General features: G+C 68.5%; 10 protein-coding genes. 9 read left to right on the top strand and 1 reads right to left on the bottom strand.

All coding sequences use genetic code 11. From position 1 onward, the window contains the following. The first annotated feature begins 109 nt into the window (after positions 1-109). The 8 genes from ABZW96_RS09895 to ABZW96_RS09860 all read left to right on the top strand — a co-directional run bounded on the left by ABZW96_RS09895 (position 110) and on the right by ABZW96_RS09860 (position 14,269). On the top strand, positions 110-1,909 hold the full coding sequence (locus ABZW96_RS09895) for an alpha/beta hydrolase-fold protein (protein ID WP_355073740.1): 1,800 nt from the start codon (positions 110-112) through the stop codon (positions 1,907-1,909). Between the two features lie 159 nt (positions 1,910-2,068). After that, the gene (locus ABZW96_RS09890; RefSeq protein WP_355073135.1) at positions 2,069-2,278 is read left to right on the top strand and encodes a hypothetical protein; all 210 of its coding nucleotides are present in this window, start codon (positions 2,069-2,071) and stop codon (positions 2,276-2,278) included. 280 nt (positions 2,279-2,558) lie between these two features. Next, positions 2,559-3,056 carry a DUF732 domain-containing protein gene (locus ABZW96_RS09885; RefSeq protein ID WP_355073133.1) on the top strand — a complete coding sequence of 166 codons (498 nt, stop codon included), beginning with the start codon at positions 2,559-2,561 and terminating at the stop codon, positions 3,054-3,056. Continuing rightward, positions 3,053-4,039, top strand: coding sequence for a cutinase family protein (locus ABZW96_RS09880; protein WP_355073131.1), 987 nt, complete (start codon positions 3,053-3,055; stop codon positions 4,037-4,039). The genes ABZW96_RS09885 and ABZW96_RS09880 overlap by 4 nt, the downstream gene beginning before the upstream one ends. A gap of 170 nt (positions 4,040-4,209) precedes the next feature. Then, positions 4,210-5,253, top strand: coding sequence for an LLM class F420-dependent oxidoreductase (locus tag ABZW96_RS09875; protein WP_355073129.1), 1,044 nt, complete (start codon positions 4,210-4,212; stop codon positions 5,251-5,253). Between the two features lie 190 nt (positions 5,254-5,443). Next, positions 5,444-7,357 (top strand): long-chain-fatty-acid--AMP ligase FadD32, encoded by a 1,914-nt coding sequence (gene fadD32 / locus ABZW96_RS09870; RefSeq protein WP_355073128.1) that lies wholly within the window; start codon positions 5,444-5,446, stop codon positions 7,355-7,357. 109 nt (positions 7,358-7,466) lie between these two features. Then, the gene (gene pks13, locus ABZW96_RS09865; RefSeq protein WP_355073126.1) at positions 7,467-12,728 is read left to right on the top strand and encodes a polyketide synthase Pks13; all 5,262 of its coding nucleotides are present in this window, start codon (positions 7,467-7,469) and stop codon (positions 12,726-12,728) included. Continuing rightward, positions 12,725-14,269: an acyl-CoA carboxylase subunit beta gene (locus tag ABZW96_RS09860; RefSeq protein WP_355073124.1), complete on the top strand. Its 1,545-nt coding sequence runs from the start codon at positions 12,725-12,727 to the stop codon at positions 14,267-14,269. The genes pks13 and ABZW96_RS09860 overlap by 4 nt, the downstream gene beginning before the upstream one ends. 67 nt (positions 14,270-14,336) lie before the next feature. On the opposite strand, the gene ABZW96_RS09855 is transcribed toward ABZW96_RS09860, so the two are convergent. Then, complete coding sequence (locus tag ABZW96_RS09855; protein WP_355073122.1) at positions 14,337-14,834, bottom strand: peptidylprolyl isomerase; 498 nt, start codon at positions 14,832-14,834, stop codon at positions 14,337-14,339. A gap of 271 nt (positions 14,835-15,105) precedes the next feature. Between ABZW96_RS09855 and ABZW96_RS09850 the strand changes: the two genes are divergently transcribed. Further along, on the top strand, positions 15,106-18,423 hold the full coding sequence (locus ABZW96_RS09850; RefSeq protein ID WP_355073738.1) for an arabinosyltransferase domain-containing protein: 3,318 nt from the start codon (positions 15,106-15,108) through the stop codon (positions 18,421-18,423). The last annotated feature ends 54 nt before the right edge of the window (positions 18,424-18,477 follow it).

The raw sequence follows: 18,477 nt of genomic DNA, 5'->3' as shown, positions 1-18,477 counted from the left end.
CCCGTAAACGTCGCTATAACGGGAGTACAAAGCTTTTGTGGCAGGGATTACGCGCGGTAGCTGTGGCATACGCGGGCGTCTCGTCGCGCGTTCGGCACGCGAGCGGCTCATGCTGCTCGCCGCCACGATGGTGATCCCGCTAGCCGCGAGCGTGTCCGTCGAGGCTCCCGCCGTCGCGGAGCCAACGGCGGCCGTGGCCGCGCCCGCGCTGGAGAAGGTCCAGTGGCTCAGCGACCGTCGCGTCGCGCTGTGGGTGACCTCGCCGTCCATGGGAGTGCCGATCCAGGTCCAGTTGCTGCTGGCCAGAGACTGGAACGCCCACCCGGAGGCCAGATTCCCCGTCCTGTTCCTGCTCGACGGTCTGCGCGCGACCGACGACGAGAGCGGCTGGACGAAGGAGGCGGGGGCGGTCGATTTCTTCGCCGACAAGAACGTCACCGTGGTGCTGCCGGTGGGTGGGCAGGCCAGCTTCTACGCCGACTGGCTCCAGCCGGACAACGGCCGTACCTACAAGTGGGAGACTTTTCTCACCAAGGAGCTTCCGCCGCTGCTGGAGAGTCATTGGCGTGCGACACCCGTGCGGGGCGTGGAAGGCCTCTCGATGGGTGGCACGGCCGCGATGTTCCTCGCCGCCCGCAATCCGGGCTTCGTACGGCACGCCGCGTCGTATTCGGGCTTCCTGACCACGACGACGCTGGGCATGCCGCAGGCCATCGAGTTCGCCATGCGGGATGCGGGCGGCTTCGACTCCGCCGCCATGTGGGGCAGGCAGACGGACCCGGAGTGGGAGGCGCACGACCCGTACGTGCTGGCCGACAAGCTGCGAGGAGTCAGTCTCTACGTCTCCAGCGGCAGCGGCGCGATCGGTCCCTATGACCACGCCCTCGGCATTCCCGGGGTGAGCACCAACATCGCGGGTATGGGATTGGAGATCCTCTCCCGGCTCACTTCGCAGAACTTCGTGACCAAGCTGTCCAAGCTGGCCATTCCCGCGCAGGTGAACTATCGCCCGTCCGGCACCCATTCCTGGCCGTACTGGGACTTCGAGATGCGTCAGTCCTGGACCCAGGCCGCGTCCGCGCTCGGCGTCGATCAGGGCAAGCCCGCCTGTCAGCCGGGCGGCGCGATCGGCCCGGTAGCAGCCGCGGCGGGCTGGCTCGGTGACTGCCTCACCGGGGAGTACGCCGTGGCAGGAGGCACCGCGCAGGACTTCAAGGGCGGCCGGGTGTTCTTCACACCGGACAGTGGCGCTTACCCGGTCGGCGGTGTGATCGGGCCCGGTTACCAGGCGGCGGGAGGACCTACCGGACCGCTCGGGCTGCCGACGGGCGAGGAACGCGCGCTGGAGGACGGCCGCGGCCGGTTCCAGGCCTTCCAGCACGGCGCGCTGTACTGGACGCCGCAGACCGGAGCTCAAATGGTGCGTGGCGCAATTTACGACGAGTGGGGCAAGCAGGGGTTCGAACGCGGTCCCGCCGGTTACCCGACAGCGCCGGAGGCCAAGACACCGAGTCGCGACGGCGCCGTGCAAGCCTTCGAGAACGGTCCGTTCTACTACAGCCAGGCCACCGGCGTGCACCGCGTCCAAGGCCTGATCCTCGGCAAGTACGCCCAGCTGGGCTTCGAGAACAGTCCGCTCGGCTTCCCGGTCGCCGAAGAGCAGACGGTGAAGGACGCGGGCCGCTTCAGCCGATTCGAAGGCGGGACCATCTACTGGAGCCCGGTGTCCGGCGCTTGGGCGGTCCGCAACGGCCCGATACTGGATGCTTGGCGCGACGCCGGCTACGAGAACGGCAAACTCGGCTTCCCCACCGGCGACGAGTTCCCCATCTCGGACGGCGTGCAGCAGAACTTCCAGGGAGGTTTCATCACGCTGCGCGACGGCAAACCGGAACTGCACGCGCTTTGAGCAGGACAGGTGCACGGCAGCCCGTGGGCTGCCCCCGGACCGGGCCCGACCGCGCCACGCCTATCCGAGGGTCACGCACGCGCTTACGGTCAGGTCGTGCCCGGCTCCCAGTTGCGAGCGCAAGGGTGGGGTTGCCATTTCCCAGCTCGGTCGAGCGCAGTGCGCACAGTGTTCGCGGATGTGGCCGCCGAACCGGCCGACTCGAACCAGGTGGCCCGGTCGCGGCAGCTGCCGATGCGGCCGACGCAGGCCGCAAGGCGGGTGGTGTTCCCCGACGACGACAGTGGCGCGGCATCGTTCACGCGGGCCAGGTCGAAGTTGTGCGCATGGGTCCAGGAGCAGTGCCTGGAGGCGCGCATCGGATGGTGAGATGACGCAGAGCCGACCACGTCGGCGCAGCCCCCGGTTTCGAGCGAAGCGAGACCGAGCATGTGCCGTTCGCGGCCCGGCTCGCGTCCGAGTGACCGCCGTGTCCGTGACGAAGTCGCCAGCGGCGGTCGCTCGGACGCGAGCCATAAAGGGGCCGCGAACACGCAGCGCCGCAGGCGCTGCAAATTGGACCCAGCTAGCCTGGTGGGCGACCCGACCCCGCTCAGTGACAGATCGAGGACAAGAATTCATGCATCGGACCCGTGGAAAGGTATTCGGCGTGGTTGTGGCGATTGCCGCAACCGGCCTGCTCGCCGCGTGCGGCGACAATGATTCGACCGCGACGAGCACGCCATCGCCTACCCGCACCACGACGGCAGCGGCGGCGACCACGTCGCCGGTCGCTTCGACACCCGCCGAAACCGGCCAGCCCGCTCCCGCACCGGAGCAGCCCACCACGACGGTGGCGCCCGAGCGTCCGCAGCCGGTGCCGACCGAAGCCGTCCCGCCCGCGGACACCTCGAAGCTCACCGACAAGGACAAGAAGTTCCTGGATGAGCTGGCCAAGCAGGGTGTCACCCCGTCAAGCCCGGACATCGCGCTGAGCATCGGCGCGTACGTCTGCCAGGGCACCGCCGCGGGCGCGTCCGATCAGGATCTGATGACCTTCGTCAACGCCATGGCAGGTTCGGATCCGTCCTTCGACCCGGCGAAGATGCCGGTGGAGAAGGCCGGGCAGATCTACATCTCCACCGCTCGCGCCACGTACTGCCAGTGAGTTCGCGCGTCCGTTCGACCTCCCGCCGGTCCAAGCCGGCGGGATGCCTGCTCGTGATCGGCGGCATCCTGCTGATCATCCTGGTGGTCCTGCTGCTGTGGTACCTGCTAGCAGGGCGTTTGCGCCCGCCCGGCCCCGGGCCGAAACCGCCGGAACGCCCGACGTCGCAGCCCGCGAGCTGTCCGGATGTGCAGATGATCTCGGTGCCCGGCACGTGGGAGTCGAACAGCGCCGACGATCCGCACAATCCGACCGCCAACCCGGTGTCGCTGATGCTCAACGTCTCCGGCCCGATCACCCAGCGGTTCCCGAGCGAGCGGGTGGACGTGTACACCGTTCCGTACGTCGCGCAGTTCTCCAATCCGATCGCGATCCCGCCGGACGGCCAGCAGTCGTACAACAACAGCCGATCCGAGGGCACCCAGCGGATGGTCGACGCCATGGCCGCGCGGCACCAGGAGTGCCCGCTGACCACCTACGTGCTCGCGGGGTTCTCCCAGGGCGCGGTGATCGCGGGTGACGTCGCCGCGCAGATCGGTGCGGGCGCGGGCCCGGTGCCCGCCGATCTGGTGCTGGGCGTGACGTTGATCGCCGACGGACGCCGTACCGGCGACAACGGCCCAGGCCAGGCGATCCAGATCGGCACCCCGCCGCCGGGTGTGGGTGCCGAAGTCGCGCTGAAGGGGTTGAACGTGCCCGGCATCACGATGACCGGTCCGCGTCAAGGGGGCTTCGGCACGCTGGCCGGTCGCACCTACACCATGTGCGCGCCCGGCGATCTGATCTGCGACGCACCCCGGGAGGCGCTGAGTCCGTGGAACATCCTGGGCAGCGTGAACACGCTGGTCCGGGCCGCGGGAAACCCGGTGCACACCCTCTACAACAGTTTCGTCGTCGACGGCGACGGCAACACCGCGACGCAGTGGACGGCGAACTGGGCGGCCGGACTCATCGAGACAGCGCCGCATCCGGCTCATTCGTGAAAATTCACAGGCCGTGAGATACCCCGCACCCGATTGGCGTGACAAGCGCAACTCGAGTTGGGTAGCACGCTGTAAAGTGCGCTGGTGATCGCGACGCCGGGCACCACCCCAGCGCGGACCCGAAGCGGGCGTCGCGCCCGTATTTTCCTTACAGCCAGGAGCATGAGTTCATGACAGAAGCCGCCGCACCGGCCACCACGGCGAGCCGTGACGCGGATGCTGCGTTGTCCGCGCTGGGCACTCCGTTGCGCCCGTTCCGCTTCGCGGCGGCCGGGGAAGGAAACAAGCAGGAGGGCGGCGCGCGGAAGTTCGTGCAGACCGCTCAGCAGGCCGAGGAGTACGGCTTCGACACCTTCGTGGTGCCCGACCACCTCGGTGAGCAGATCGGGCCGATCGCCGCGCTCGGCGCGCTGACCCAGGCCACCGAGAAGATCCGGCTCGGCACGTCGGTGCTGGCGAACGGTTTCCGCCACCCCGTCGTGCTGGCCAAGGATCTGGCGACCATCGACGTGCTGTCCAAGGGCAGGCTCGAGGTCGGCGTCGGCGCGGGCTGGATCAAGGAGGAGTTCGAGACCGCGGGCATCCCGTACGAGTCGCCCGGTGTCCGGCTGGAGAAGTTGGACGAGTCGTTGACCATTCTCGACGTGCTGCTGCGCGGCCAGGAGTGCACCTTCGAGGGCAAGCACTACCAGGTCCGCGGCGTCAAGGGGACCCCACGGCCGCGGCAGGGCCCACGCCCCCCGATTTGCACCGGCGGCGGCGGTCCGAAGATGCTGCGGCTGGCCGCCAAGCACGCCGACATCGTCTCCGTCGTTCCCGTGACCACCAAGAACGGCAAGGGCCTGCTCTCCGGTATCACCATCGAGAAGGCCGTGGAAAAGGTGAATCTGATCAAGGAGGCCGCCGGTGACCGGTTCGCCGACATCGAGCTGAACTGGGCCATCACCGCCATCGTGATCACCGACGATCGCGAGAAGACCGCGGAGATGGCGCTGTCGGCGTTGGACCGGGGACTGCACCCGAACCTGGAGGTCGATGTGCAGCTGTCCGTCGAGGACATCCTCAACTCGCCCTACGTGGCGATCGGAACATTCGAGGAGATCGCCGAGCAGATCCGCCGTGTGCGGCAGCTCACCTCGATGTCCTATGTCGGTGTATTCCCCACCCAGATGGACGCGTTCGCCCCCGTTATTCCCCTGCTGCGGGACGAGTGAGCCGGTCTTCTCTGTAACATGACTCTGGTTTGAGTACATCTAGCCGATAAGCGGTCACCGCGCAGACCGCACAAAATCTGCAGGCTGGCTCTGCACTTGGAGCACCCGCGGGCGAAAGCGAGTCGGGGCCTCACAGGTAAAAGCGGCGATCTCGCCGTCTTGCTGCGTGTGCCTCGGAGGAGAAGAAGGAATGGAAGAGACTTTCGACGACTACCTGGACGAAACCGGGAACATCCGCATTCCCGAGGATCACACCCTGGTTGATCACGTCGAGAAGCACACCCGGAACGACGCGAACACCCTGGCGTATCGCTACATCGACTACTCGCGCGAGCGCGACGGCGAGGCGCAGGAGTTGACGTGGCGTGAGTTCGGTATTCGGCTGCGCGCGGTGGCCGCTCGACTGCAGCAGGTGACCAACCCGGGTGACCGGGTCGCGATCCTCGCGCCGCAGGGCTTGGATTACGTGATCTCCTTCTTCGCCGCGATCTACGCGGGCACCATCTCGGTCCCGCTGTTCGACCCGGACGAGCCGGGCCACACCGATCGCCTGCACGCGGTGCTCGGCGACTGTGAGCCCTCGGCCATCCTGACCGCGAGCTCCTCCGCGGCCGGGGTCCGGCAGTTCTTCCGCTCGCTGCCCGCCGCCCAGCGCCCGCGCATCATCGCGGTGGACGCGATTCCCGACAGCGTCGGCGAGAGCTGGGTGCGCCCGGACATCGCGATCGACGACATCGCCTACCTGCAGTACACCTCGGGGTCCACCCGGGTGCCTGCGGGTGTGGAGATCACGCACCGCGCGGTGGGCACCAACCTGCTGCAGATGGTCGACGCGATCAACCTGGACTGGAACTCACGCGGCGTCACCTGGCTGCCGCTGTTCCACGACATGGGCCTGCTGACGGTGATCCTGCCCGCGGTAGGCGGCAAGTACATCACCATCATGTCGCCGAGCGCGTTCGTGCGCCGCCCCTACCGGTGGATCAAGGAGCTGGCCGCGGTTTCCGACGGCGCCGGAACCTTCGCCGCCGCACCGAACTTCGCCTTCGAGCACGCCGCGGCGCGCGGTCTGCCGAAGAACGGCGAGTCGCTGGATCTGTCGAACGTCATCGGCCTGATCAACGGCAGTGAGCCGGTGACCACCTCGTCGATGAAGAAGTTCAACGAGGCGTTCGCCCCCTACGGGCTGCCCAAGACCGCCATCAAGCCCTGCTACGGCATGGCCGAGGCCACGCTGTTCGTCTCCGCCACCAAGGCCGAGGACGAGGCCAAGGTCACCTACGTCGACCGCAGGGAACTCAACGCGGGCCGCATGGTGAAGGTCGACCCCGGTCACGAGAACGCGATCGCGCAGGTGTCCTGCGGCTACATCGCGCTCTCGCAGTGGGCGACGATCATCGATCCGGAGTCGGTGGAGTCGGGCGGCGGTCGCGAGGTGCCCGACGGGCACGTCGGCGAGATCTGGCTGCACGGCAACAACATGGGCATCGGCTACTGGGGCCGTCCCGACGAGACGGCGGCGACGTTCCAGAACAAGGTCACCGAGCGCCTGTCCGAAGGCAGCCACGCCGAGGGCACCGAGCCGGACGCGAACTGGATGCGCACCGGCGACTACGGCGTGTACTTCGAGGGCGAGCTCTACATCACCGGCCGGGTCAAGGACCTGGTGATCGTGGACGGTCGCAACCACTACCCGCAGGACCTCGAGTTCTCCGCGCAGGAGGCCAGCACCGCGCTGCGTCCCGGCTTCGTGGCGGCGTTCTCGGTGCCCGCCAACCAGCTCCCGGCCGAGGTGTTCGAGCAGGGCAGCCACTCCGGCCTGCAGTTCGACGCCGACGACGCGTCCGAGCAGCTGGTCATCGTGGGTGAGCGCGGTCCCGGTGCGGGCAAGGCCGATCCGCTGCCGATCGCCGACGCGGTGCGCGCGGCGATCTCCCAGCGCCACGGCGTGACCGTTCGAGACGTGCTGCTGGTGCCAGCGGGATCGATCCCGCGCACCTCCAGCGGCAAGATCGCCCGCCGCGCCTGCCGGGCGGCCTATCTGGAGGGAACGCTGCGGGGTGGTTACACCCAGCAGGCTTTCCCCGATGCACCGGAAGAGTAATTGCCAGGGGCGGCCTCGGACCGACCATCGACGCTCGGCGCCGAGCTTCTCGAGCGCCGAGCATCAAACACGGTACGCCCGGTACGCAGACAGGTAGCTTGAGGAATTGATGGCTGACAACGAGGGCACGCCCACCCAGACGACCGACGCCCCACCCGTGGAGACCGTCGCCGACGCGGCGGCCCCGGCCGAGTCCGCGAAGGGCGGCGCGCAGACCGACATGTCGGTGGCGGAGCTGCGTGAGTGGCTGCGGCGCTGGGTCTCCGAGGCGACCGGGCAACCGATCGAGCAGATCACCGTGGACCGGCCGATGGAGGAGTTCGGGCTCGCCTCGCGGGACGCCATCGCCCTCGGCGGGGACATCGAGGAACTGACCGGCGTGATGCTGAACGCGACGATCGTGTACCAGCATCCGACCATCGCCTCGCTGGCCGAGCGGATCATCAACGGCGAGCCGGAGCTGCCCGCGGAGTCGTCCGACGACGCCTTCTACACGGCGGGCTACGCGCCGGGTGAGGCACACGACATCGCGATCGTGGGTCTGTCGACGCGGCTGCCCGGTGCGGGCGACACTCCGGAGTCGACGTGGGAATTTCTCATCGGACGCGGTGACGGCATCCGGGAGCGGCCCGAAGGGCGCTGGTCGGAGTTCCTGGCCGAGCCGCAGTTGGCGGAAGCGGTCGAGAACGCCAACACCAGGGGTGGCTATCTCGATCAGGACGTCGTCAAGGGTTTCGACGCCGAGTTCTTCGCCATGTCGCCGGTCGAGGTCGAGCGGGTCGATCCGCAGCAGCGCCTGATGATGGAGCTGACCTGGGAGGCGTTGGAGCACGCCAGGATTCCGGCCAGCGAACTCAAGGGCGAGCCGGTCGGCGTGTTCATCGGCTCGTCGGGCAACGACTTCATGCTGCTCGCGGCGCTCGGCCTCGGCAGCGAGCGCGATCCGAACGTGCCGGTATCGGCCGAGGCCTACGCGATCATGGGCAGCGTCACGTCCATCATCCCCAACCGGGTTTCCTACTTCTTCGACTTCCGCGGTCCGTCGGTGGCCGTCGACACCGCCTGCTCCTCGACGCTGGTCGCGGTGCACGAGGCGGTGCAGGCGCTGCGCAGCGGTGACGCTGATCTGGCACTCGCCGGTGGCGTGAACATGTTGCTCGCGCCGATGGCCACGCTCGGTTTCGACGCCAATGGCGGCGTCGCCAAGGACGGGCACATCAAGGCATTCTCCAGCGACGCCGACGGCATGGTCCGCTCCGAGGGCGGCGGTCTGGTGGTGCTGAAGCGGCTCGCCGACGCGGAACGCGACGGCGACACGATCTACGCCGTGATCAAGGGCTCCGCGGTCAACAACGACGGGCGGTCCAACGGTCTGCTCGCCCCGAATCCCGACGCCCAGGCAGAAGTGCTGCGTCGCGCCTACCGGGACGCGGGCATCGCGCCGTCGGCGGTGGATTACATCGAGGCGCACGGAACCGGCACCCTGATCGGCGACCCGATCGAGGCCGACGCGCTCGGCCGGGTGGTCGGCCGGGGACGTGCGGCCGACAGGCCCGCGTTGCTCGGTTCGGCCAAGACCAACTTCGGTCACCTGGAGTCCGGCGCCGGTGCGGCGAGCCTGGCGAAGGTGATCATGTCGTTGCAGCACAACGTCATTCCACCGAACATCAACTACGCCGGACCGAACCCGTACATCCCGTGGGATCAGGCGCACCTGAAGATCGTCGACGAGCCGACCGAGTTCCCCCGCTACAGCGGCAAGGCCACCATCGGCATCTCCGGCTTCGGTTTCGGCGGTACCAACGCGCACGTTGTCGTCCAGGAGTACATGCCGACCGCGACCGAGACCGAGGCTCCGTTCTCCGAACTCGAGGCCCGGCTGGACGAGGACGCGGTGGCGGAGAGCGCCGACGCGGAGACGGAATCCGCGGCAGGCGACGCCGTGGCCGAGGCGGCCGAAGCCGACGCGGAATGGACCGCCGAGCGCACCGAGCCGCTGCCGCAGATCCTGCCCGTGTCGGGTTATCTGCCTTCGCGGCGTCGTCGTGCCGCCGCCGAGCTGGCCGACTGGCTGGAATCCGAGGCGGGCGCGCAGACTCCGCTCGCCGATGTGGCGCGGTCGCTGGCCAAGCGCAGCCACTGGCGTTCGCGCGGCGTGGTGCTGGCGAAGACGCACGAAGAGGCGATCGCCGGACTGCGCGCCATCGCGGCGGGCAAGCCGGGGACCGGCGTCTTCACCGCCGACGCGCCCGCGGCCATGGGCCCGATGTGGGTGCTGGCCGGTTTCGGCGCGCAGCACCGCAAGATGGGCAAGCAGCTCTACTTGGAGAACTCGATCTTCGCGAAGGCCGTCGACGAGGTCGACGAGCTGGTGCAGGACGAGGCCGGATACTCGGTGCGCGAACTGTTCCTCGACGACAGCCAGGACTACAACGTCGGCACCTCGCAGGTCGGCATCTTCACCATCCAGGTCGGCCTGGCGGCGCTGCTGCGCGCGCACGGCGCGGAACCCGATGCGGCGGTGGGTCATTCCATGGGCGAGGTCGCCGGCGCGTACATCGCCGGTGGTCTCTCGCTCGAGGACGCGGTGCGCGTGATCTGCGCTCGCTCCCGCCTTATGGGCGAGGGCGAGCAGATGATCAGCGACGACGACGTGCGCAACATGGCGCTCATCGAGTACAGCGCCGAGGACGTCGCGAACCTGCTGCCGGAATACCCGGACGTCGAGGTCGCGGTGTACGCCGCGCCGACGAACACGGTGATCGGCGGTCCGCAGGACCAGGTCGCGGCGATCGTCGCCCGGGTGGAGGCGGCGGGCAAGTTCGCCCGGGTGCTGCAGACCCGCGGTGCGGGCCACACCTCGCAGATGGATCCGCTGCTCGGCGAGCTGGCCGCGGAGCTGGCCGGTATCGAGCCGACCAAGCTGAAGACCGGCCTGTACTCGACGGTGCACAAGGAAGAGTTCTTCCGCTCCGGTCACGACCCGATCCACGACGAGGACTACTGGGTCAAGAACATGCGCCACAGCGTGTACTTCACCAACGCGGTGAAGCTCGCCGTGGACGCGGGGCACACGACCTTCCTGGAGCTGGCGCCGAATTCCGTCGCGCTGATGCAGGTGCTGGGCACCACCTTCGCCGCGGGCGTGCACGACGCGCAGCTCATCCCCACGCTCAAGCGCAAAGAAGACGAGTCCGCCGGTGTGATCGCCGCGCTCGCCCAGCTCTACGTACACGGGCACAAGGTGGATCTGTTCTCGCTGCTCGGTGCAGGCGAGTACGCCGACGTTCCGCGTACCACGTTCGTGCGCAAGGAGTACTGGCCGAAGGTCCAGCTGTCCTCGGGCGGCAACGGCCGGGTTCCCGGTGCGCACGTGGCGCTGCCGGACGGCAGGCACGTCTGGGAGGTCCAGGTCTCCTCGGTGACCGATCTCGCCGGACTCGTGCGCGCCGCGGCGGCGCAGGTGCTCAGCGACGTGTCGCTGGGCGCGTCCATCCCGCACGCGCCGATCCCGGCCGCGGGCACGCTCACCACCACGCTCACCCCGCATCCCGGCGGCGCCTCGGTGCAGGTGCATGCCAAGGAGGGCAGCGCCTTCCGCCTGGTGTTCGACGCCGTGGTCACCTCCGGTGCTCCGCTGCCGGAACCTGTTGCGATCGAAACGGTCCCGGTGCCCGCCGCGCAGCCCCAGGGCGACGCCGACATCGAGGTCGTGGAAACCTTCGGCGACCGGTGGGATCCGAACGGCACGCAGACCGTCGAGGAGCGGCTCGCGCTGATCGTCGCGGAGTCCATGGGTTACGCGGTCGAGGATCTTCCGATGGAGATCCCGCTGATGGAACTCGGTCTGGACTCGCTGATGGCGATGCGCATCAAGAACCGGGTCGAGTACGAGTTCGACATCCCGCAGTTGCAGGTACAGGCTGTGCGGGACGCGAGCCTGCACGAGGTCGGCAAGGTGCTGCGGTACGCGATCGAGCACCGCGACGAGGTGCAGGCGATGGCGGATCAGCAGGCCGCAGACAAGGCCGCGGGCGGTACCGGCGAGCTGGCCGTCGACTCCGATTTCATCGCCACGGCCCGCGCGGCGCTGGCCACCGGGGCCGACCCGGTCGCGGCGGTCACCGGCAAGACGACCGACGCGCCCGAGGCAGCACCGGCTGACGCGCCGACGGATTCCGTGCCGCCGGAAAGCGCTGTGCCCGAAGCCGTGGCGCCCGCCCCCCAGCCTGCTGCCGCGCCCGCAGCCGTGTTCGGCGGCGCTGCCCAGCAGCCCGCCGACGAGGACGACGTCCCGCCGCGCGACGCCGCCGAGCGCCTGACCTTCGCCACCTGGGCGGTGGTCACCGGTAAGTCGGCCGGAGGCATCTTCAACACGCTGCCGATCCTCGACGAGGACACCGCGGAGAAGCTGGCCGCGCGCCTGACCGAGCGGGTCAAGGCCGAGGTCACCGTGGACGACGTGCTCGATTGCGAGACCATCGAGCAGCTCTCCGACATCGTTCGCAACCTGCAGGACAGCGGCGCGGATGTGGACGGTTTCGTGCGTCCGCTTCGGGCTCGCGCGGAGGGCTCGAACGCGGTTCCGGTATTCGTGTTCCATCCGTCCGGTGGAAACACGCTGGTGTACGAGCCTCTGCTGAAGCGTCTGCCCGCCGACACGCCGATGTACGGCTTGGAACGGGTCGACGGTTCCATCGAGGAACGAGCCCGCCAATACCTGCCCGAGCTGCGCAAGCTCCAGGGTGACGGGCCGTTCGTGCTGTACGGCTGGTCGCTGGGCGCGGTGCTTGCCATGCAGACCGCGCAACTGCTGCGGGCCGAGGGCGCGGACGTGCGCGTGGTCGGCCTGATCGATCTGGCCATTCCGACGCAGGGCGAGGACAACAGCCCCGAGGAGCGGGTGCGGCGGATCGAGCGCTACCAAACCTTCGCCAAGAAGACTTACGGCGTCGACGGCGAATTGGACCGCGAGCAGTTGGAGACACTGGCCGCGGCATCCGACGAAGAGCAGTTCAAGATGATCAGCGACCTGATCAAGATCAGTGGCGCGAAGATTCCCGGTGGCGTGCTCGAACACCAGCGCACCTCGTGGATCGATAGTCGCCACCTCGCCCGTACCCAACCGTCCCACTACGACGGCAACGTCGTGCTCTACCTCGCCGATCGCTACCACGACGGGATGATCGAGCTCGAGCCACGCTTCGCCGACCGGGTGCCGAACGGCGGCTGGGACGAGTACATCCCGAATTTGGAGGTCGTCCACATCGCGGGCGACCACCTGCAGATCATCGACGAACCGCGGATCGGCAAGATCGGAGCCGACCTGACCGCGAAGCTCGCCGCGATCGAGGCGAAAGGGGCCAAGTGAGCACTACTGCCGAGAAACTCGCCGACCTGCGCAAGCGCCTGGATTTAGCGCAGGAGCCGGCGGGTGAAGCGGGCGTGGCCAAGCGGGCGAAGAAGGGTATTCCCAGCGCCCGCGACCGGATCAACATGCTGCTCGATCCGGGAACCTTCGTGGAAATCGGCGCGCTGGTCCGCAAACCGGGCGACTCCGCCGCGCTCTACGGCGACGGCGTCGTCACCGGGCACGGTTTGGTCGAAGGCAGGCCCGTGGCGGTGTTCTCGCACGACCAGACCGTCTACGGCGGTTCGGTCGGCGAGATGTTCGGCCGCAAGGTGGCCGGGATCCTGGAGTACGCCGCCAAGGTGGGGTGCCCGGTGGTCGGCATCAACGACTCCGGCGGCGCGCGCGTGCAGGAGGCGGTGACCTCACTGGCCTGGTACGCCGAGCTGGGGCGGCGGCAGGAGCCGCTGTCCGGGCTGGTCCCGCAGATCTCGATGATCCTCGGCAAATGCGCCGGTGGCGCCGTCTACGCCCCGATCAACACCGACGTGGTGGTGGCGACCGAAGAGGCGTACATGTTCGTCACCGGGCCGAAGGTGATCCGTGAGGTCACCGGCGAGGACGTGAGTCTCGAGGAACTCGGCGGCGCGCGCAGCCAGGCGGAGTACGGCAACATCCACCACGTGGCCAAGGACGAATCGGCCGCGTTCGAGTGGGTGCGCGACTACCTGAGCTACCTGCCGACCAGCTGCCAGGAGCTGGCGCCGATCGTGAATCCCGGCTTGGAGCCGGAGATCACCGACACCGACCTGGAGCTGAACTCGATCGTCCCGGACTCCGACAACTCCGGGTACGACATGCACGAGATCCTGCTGCGCATCTTCGACGACGGCGCCTTCCACGAATTCGGCGCTTCGGCGGGGCGCAACGTCATCACCGGCTTCGCCCGCGTGGACGGCCGCAGCGTCGGCGTGGTGGCCAACCAGCCGATGGTGTACGCGGGCGCGCTGGACGCCCGCGCGTCGGACAAGGCGGCGCATTTCGTGCGTCTGTGCGACGCGTTCGAGATCCCGCTGGTGTTCGTCGTGGACACGCCCGGGTTCCTGCCCGGTGTGGAACAGGAGAAGATCGGCGTCATCAAGCGCGGTGGACGGTTCCTGTTCTCCTACGTGGAGGCGTCGGTGCCGAAGGTCACCGTGGTGATCCGCAAGTCCTATGGCGGCGGTTACGCCGTGATGGGCTCCAAGCAGCTGGGCGCCGACGTGAACCTGGCCTGGCCGACGGCGCGGATCGCGGTCATGGGCGCCGAGAGCGCGGTCAGCTTGATCGGAGCCAAGCAGATCGACGCCGCGCCCGAGGACCAGCGGGCGGCGATTCGCCAGCAGATGATCGATTTCTACAACGCCACCGTGGCGACGCCGTGGGTGGCCGCCGAACGCGGATACGTCGACGCGGTCATCGAGCCGTCGACGACCCGACTGGAAATCCGTCGTGCGCTACAGCTTTTGCGGGACAAGTCCGTTGCCCGCAATCCGCGCAAGCATCACCTGCTGCCGCTGTAGCAACCGGTACACGATCGGGCCGCACCCCTTGGGGCGCGGCCCGATTCGCGTCTGGCGTCTCGAATGATCAGCTGACGGTGACGGATTCGATGACGACGTCGTCGACCGGCACGTCCTGATGCATGCCCGCCGAGGAGGTGCGGACACCCGCGATCTTGTCGACCACGTCGGCGCCCTCGGTCACCTCGCCGAAGACGGCGTAGCCCCAACCCGCCGCGGTGGGAGCGGAGTGGTTGAGGAAGTCGTTGTCGGAGACATTGATGAAGAACTGCGCGGTGGCCGAGTGCGGGTCGTTGGTGCGCGCCATCGCGACGGTGTACTTGTTGTTCTTCAGGCCGTTGTTCGCTTCGTTCTGGATCGGGGCTTTGGTGCCCTTCTGACGCAACCCGGGCTCGAACCCGCCGCCCTGGATCATGAAGCCGGGGATGACGCGGTGGAAGATGGTGCCGTTGTAGTGGCCCGCGTTCGCGTAGTCCACGAAATTGCGCACCGTGTTCGGCGCTTTCTGATCGTCCAGCTCGAGCACGATCGATCCGTAGTTCGTCGAGATATTCACCTTGGTCATACACCCACCTTTCCATCCTTTCGTAGACCGTTGCGTGATACGGGTACTTTTCCAGTAGCGTCCGATACCGACGAACTGGTTTCGTGAGCACATGGGTAACTCGCCGGGTACGCCCAGAACCTGAGTCGCACCTGACGTAGGACCTGAACGCAAATGGCGCGACGCCCCACTAGCACGGCCTAAAGACCCGGAGAGGCGGGGGAGCCAGCTAGCATTGCCAACCGTGCCCGACGCCGCAACCGCTGTACTCACGAAACCTCCCGCCGCCCCGGTGGTGACCCCGAACGATTTCCGGACCGCCCGGCTCATCGCGCTGGTGGCCGGAGTGCTCGGCGCGTTGTTCGCGCTGGCGACGCCGTTCCTGCCGGTCACGCAGACGACCGCGGTGCTGAACTGGCCGCAGGGCGGGACGCTCGGCAACGTGCAGGCGCCGCTGATGTCGCAGGTCCCGATCGACCTGAAGGCGACGATCCCGTGCGAGACGATCGCCCAGCTACCCGAGCGCGGTGGCATGCTGCTGGCCACCGCGCCGCCGCAGGGCGACCGGGCCGCGCTGGAGGCGCTGTTCGTGCGGGTGTCGGAGACCTCGGTGGACGTGGTCGACCGCAACGCGGTGGTGGTGTCGGCCGACCGCAGCCGCATGGGCGAGTGCACGTCGTTGAGTATCGCCTCGGACAGCGACAGCACCTACGGCGTGTTCAACGGGCTCACCAGGCAGGTGGAGCGTCCGATCGAGGGCGGGGCGCCCGGGGCGAACGAGTCGGTCACCGTGCCGGTGGAGGGGCAGCTCGGCGGCGATCTGCGGCCCCAGGTGGTCGGGGTGTTCTCCGATCTGAAGGGCGCGGCGCCGACCGGTTTGTCGTTCACCATGACGGTGGACACCCGCTTCTCCTCCAGCCCGACCGCGATCAAGCTGGTCGCGATGATCGCGGCGGTGCTGTGCACGCTGATCGCCCTGGCGGCGCTGGCCCGGCTCGACAGCAGTGACGGGCGTGGGCACCGCCGGTTCCTGCCCGCGAACTGGCTGAAGCCGACCTGGGCGGACGGCGCGGTGGTCGGCACGCTGCTGCTGTGGCATTTCGCGGGCGCGAACACCTCCGACGACGGCTACATCCTCAGCATGGTGCGGGTGGCCCCGCACGCGGGGTACATGGCCAACTACTTCCGCTGGTACGGCGTGCCGGAGGCGCCGTTCGGCTGGTACTACTACGTGATCCAGGTCTTCTCGGAGATCTCCACCGCCAGTGCCTGGGTGCGGTTGCCCGCGCTGGCCTGCGCGATCCTGTGCTGGCTGGTGATCAGCCGCGAGGTGGTGCCCCGGCTGGGTCGCGGGGTGCGCACCAGCAAGGTGGCGCTGTGGACCGGCGGGCTGGTGTTCCTGGCGTTCTGGCTGCCGTTCGACAACGGCCTGCGCTCCGAGCCGATCGTCGCGCTCGGTGCGCTGCTGACCTGGGTGTCGATCGAGCGGGCCATCGCGACCGGGCGGCTGCTGCCCGCCGCGGTGGCCGTCCTGGTGGCGGCGTTCACTCTCGCCGCCGCGCCGACGGGCCTGATGTGCGTCGCCGCGCTGCTGGCCGGTATCCGTCCGATGCTGCGCATCGTGGTGCGCAAGCACCGGCAGTTCGCCGCGCTCGGCGCCGGTCGGTGGGGCTCGACGCTGCCGCTGCTCGCACCGATCGCCGCGGCGGGCGTGCTCGTGCTGACGGCCGTCTACACCGACCAGACCTTCGCGGGCATCCAGGAGGCCAACCGGGTTCGCCAGGTGACCGGGCCGAACCTGGCCTGGTACGAGGACTACCTGCGCTACTACTACCTGTTCGTGGAGACCGTCGACGGCTCACTGTCGCGGCGCTTCGCCTTCCTGGTGATGCTGCTGTGCCTGTTCACCACCATGCTGGTGCTGCTGCGCCGCAGGCGGGTGCCGGGTATCTCCAGCGGTCCGACCTGGCGGTTGATGGGCGTGGTCTTCGGGACGATCTTCTTCATGATGTTCAACCCGACCAAGTGGACCCACCACTTCGGCGCGTACGCGGGCATCGCGGGTTCGCTGGCGGCGGTCACCGCGGTCGCGGTCTCGGCGAGCGCCCTGCGAGCCCGCAAGAACCGGGCCATCTTCCTGGCCGGGTTGCTGTTCGTGCTCGCGATCGCGTTCTCCGGCATCAACGGCTACTGGTACGTGTCCAGCTTCGGTGTGCCGTGGTTCGACAAGCGCGTCTCGCTGCACGGCTACCAGTCGAACACCCTCATGCTCGTGCTGTTCGGCGTGGCGCTGGCATTGGTCGGTTGGTACGCGCTGCGGGAGGACTACACCGCGCCGCAGCCGTCGGCCAAGACGGCACGTGGCAGGCGGATCCGCCGGTTCGCGGCGATCCCGCTGACCGTGGTCGCCGCGCTGATGGTCGCGCTCGAGGTGCTCTCGCTGGTGAAGGGCGCGGTCTCGCAGTATCCGGCGTACTCGCTGGCCCGGTCGAACATCGACGCGCTCAGCGGCAGCACCTGCGGCCTGGCCAATGACGTGCTGGTCGAGCCGGACCCGAACGCGGGCAAGTTGCAGCCGATCATGGATCCGGCGCACCCGCCGACGAATCCGTCCGATCCGCTCGCCGGTGTCGATCCGGTCGGTTTCGACCCCAACGGCGTGCCCAATGATCTGTCCGCCGACAGCGTCGAGGTGAAGCCGGGCACCGGGAACACTTCCACGCAGTCGGTCGGCGCGGCGTTCGCGGAGGGGCAGAGCGCGGGCACGGGCGGCGGTCAGGGCGCGCGCGGCGTCAACGGCTCCACCGTCGCCCTCCCGTTCGGCCTGGATCCGGCGACCACGCCGATCCTCGGCAGCTACCAGAACGGCGTGCAGCAGCCCGCGAACGTCACCTCGAGCTGGTACCAGTTGCCCGCGCGTTCGGCGGACAAGCCGCTGGTGGTGATCTCGGCCGCCGGTCGCATCCTCTCCTTCGACGACACCGGCGCGATGAAGTACGGCCAGTCGCTGACCGTCGACTACGGCAAGCGGCAGCCCGACGGCAGCGTGCAGAAGCTCGGCACCTACCTGCCGCGTGACATCGGCCCGTTCCCGTCCTGGCGCAACCTGCGGGTGCCGCTGGACGAGATCGCGCCCGACGCCGACGCGGTGCGCATCGTCGCCAACGACCCGATCCTGATCGGGGATCAGTGGCTGGCCTTCACGCCGCCGCGGATGCCGAAGTTGCAGACGCTCAACAGCCTGCTGGGTTCCCAGCAGCCGATCCTGCTGGACTGGGCGGTGGGCTTGCAGTTCCCGTGCCAGCGTCCGTTCGACCACCGCAACGGCGTGGCCGAGGCGCCCGGCTACCGCATCCTGCCGGACCGCCCGCTGGCCATCAGCTCGACGAATACCTGGCAGGCCGAGGAGTTCGGCGGCGTGCTCGGCTTCACGCAGATGCTGGCCAGGTCCATCTCCGTGCCCACCTACCTGAAGGACGACTGGGCGCGGGACTGGGGCTCCCTGGAGCGCTACGAGCAGTACGACCGCAGCGCCGTCCCGGCGAAGCTGGACACCGGCACCGCGACGCGCTCGGGCCTCTGGTCGCCGGGCAGTATGCGCGTGTTCTGATCCGTTTCGGGCAAACACCAGGCCGTCGCATCGGTACAGGGACCGATGCGACGG

Origin of the sequence: Nocardia sp. NPDC004168 (assembly GCF_040610355.1) — a bacterium.
GTDB lineage: Bacteria > Actinomycetota > Actinomycetes > Mycobacteriales > Mycobacteriaceae > Nocardia > Nocardia sichangensis.
Note: the sequence above shows the minus strand (reverse complement) of the source record. Positions and strands in the feature narration are given on the sequence as shown.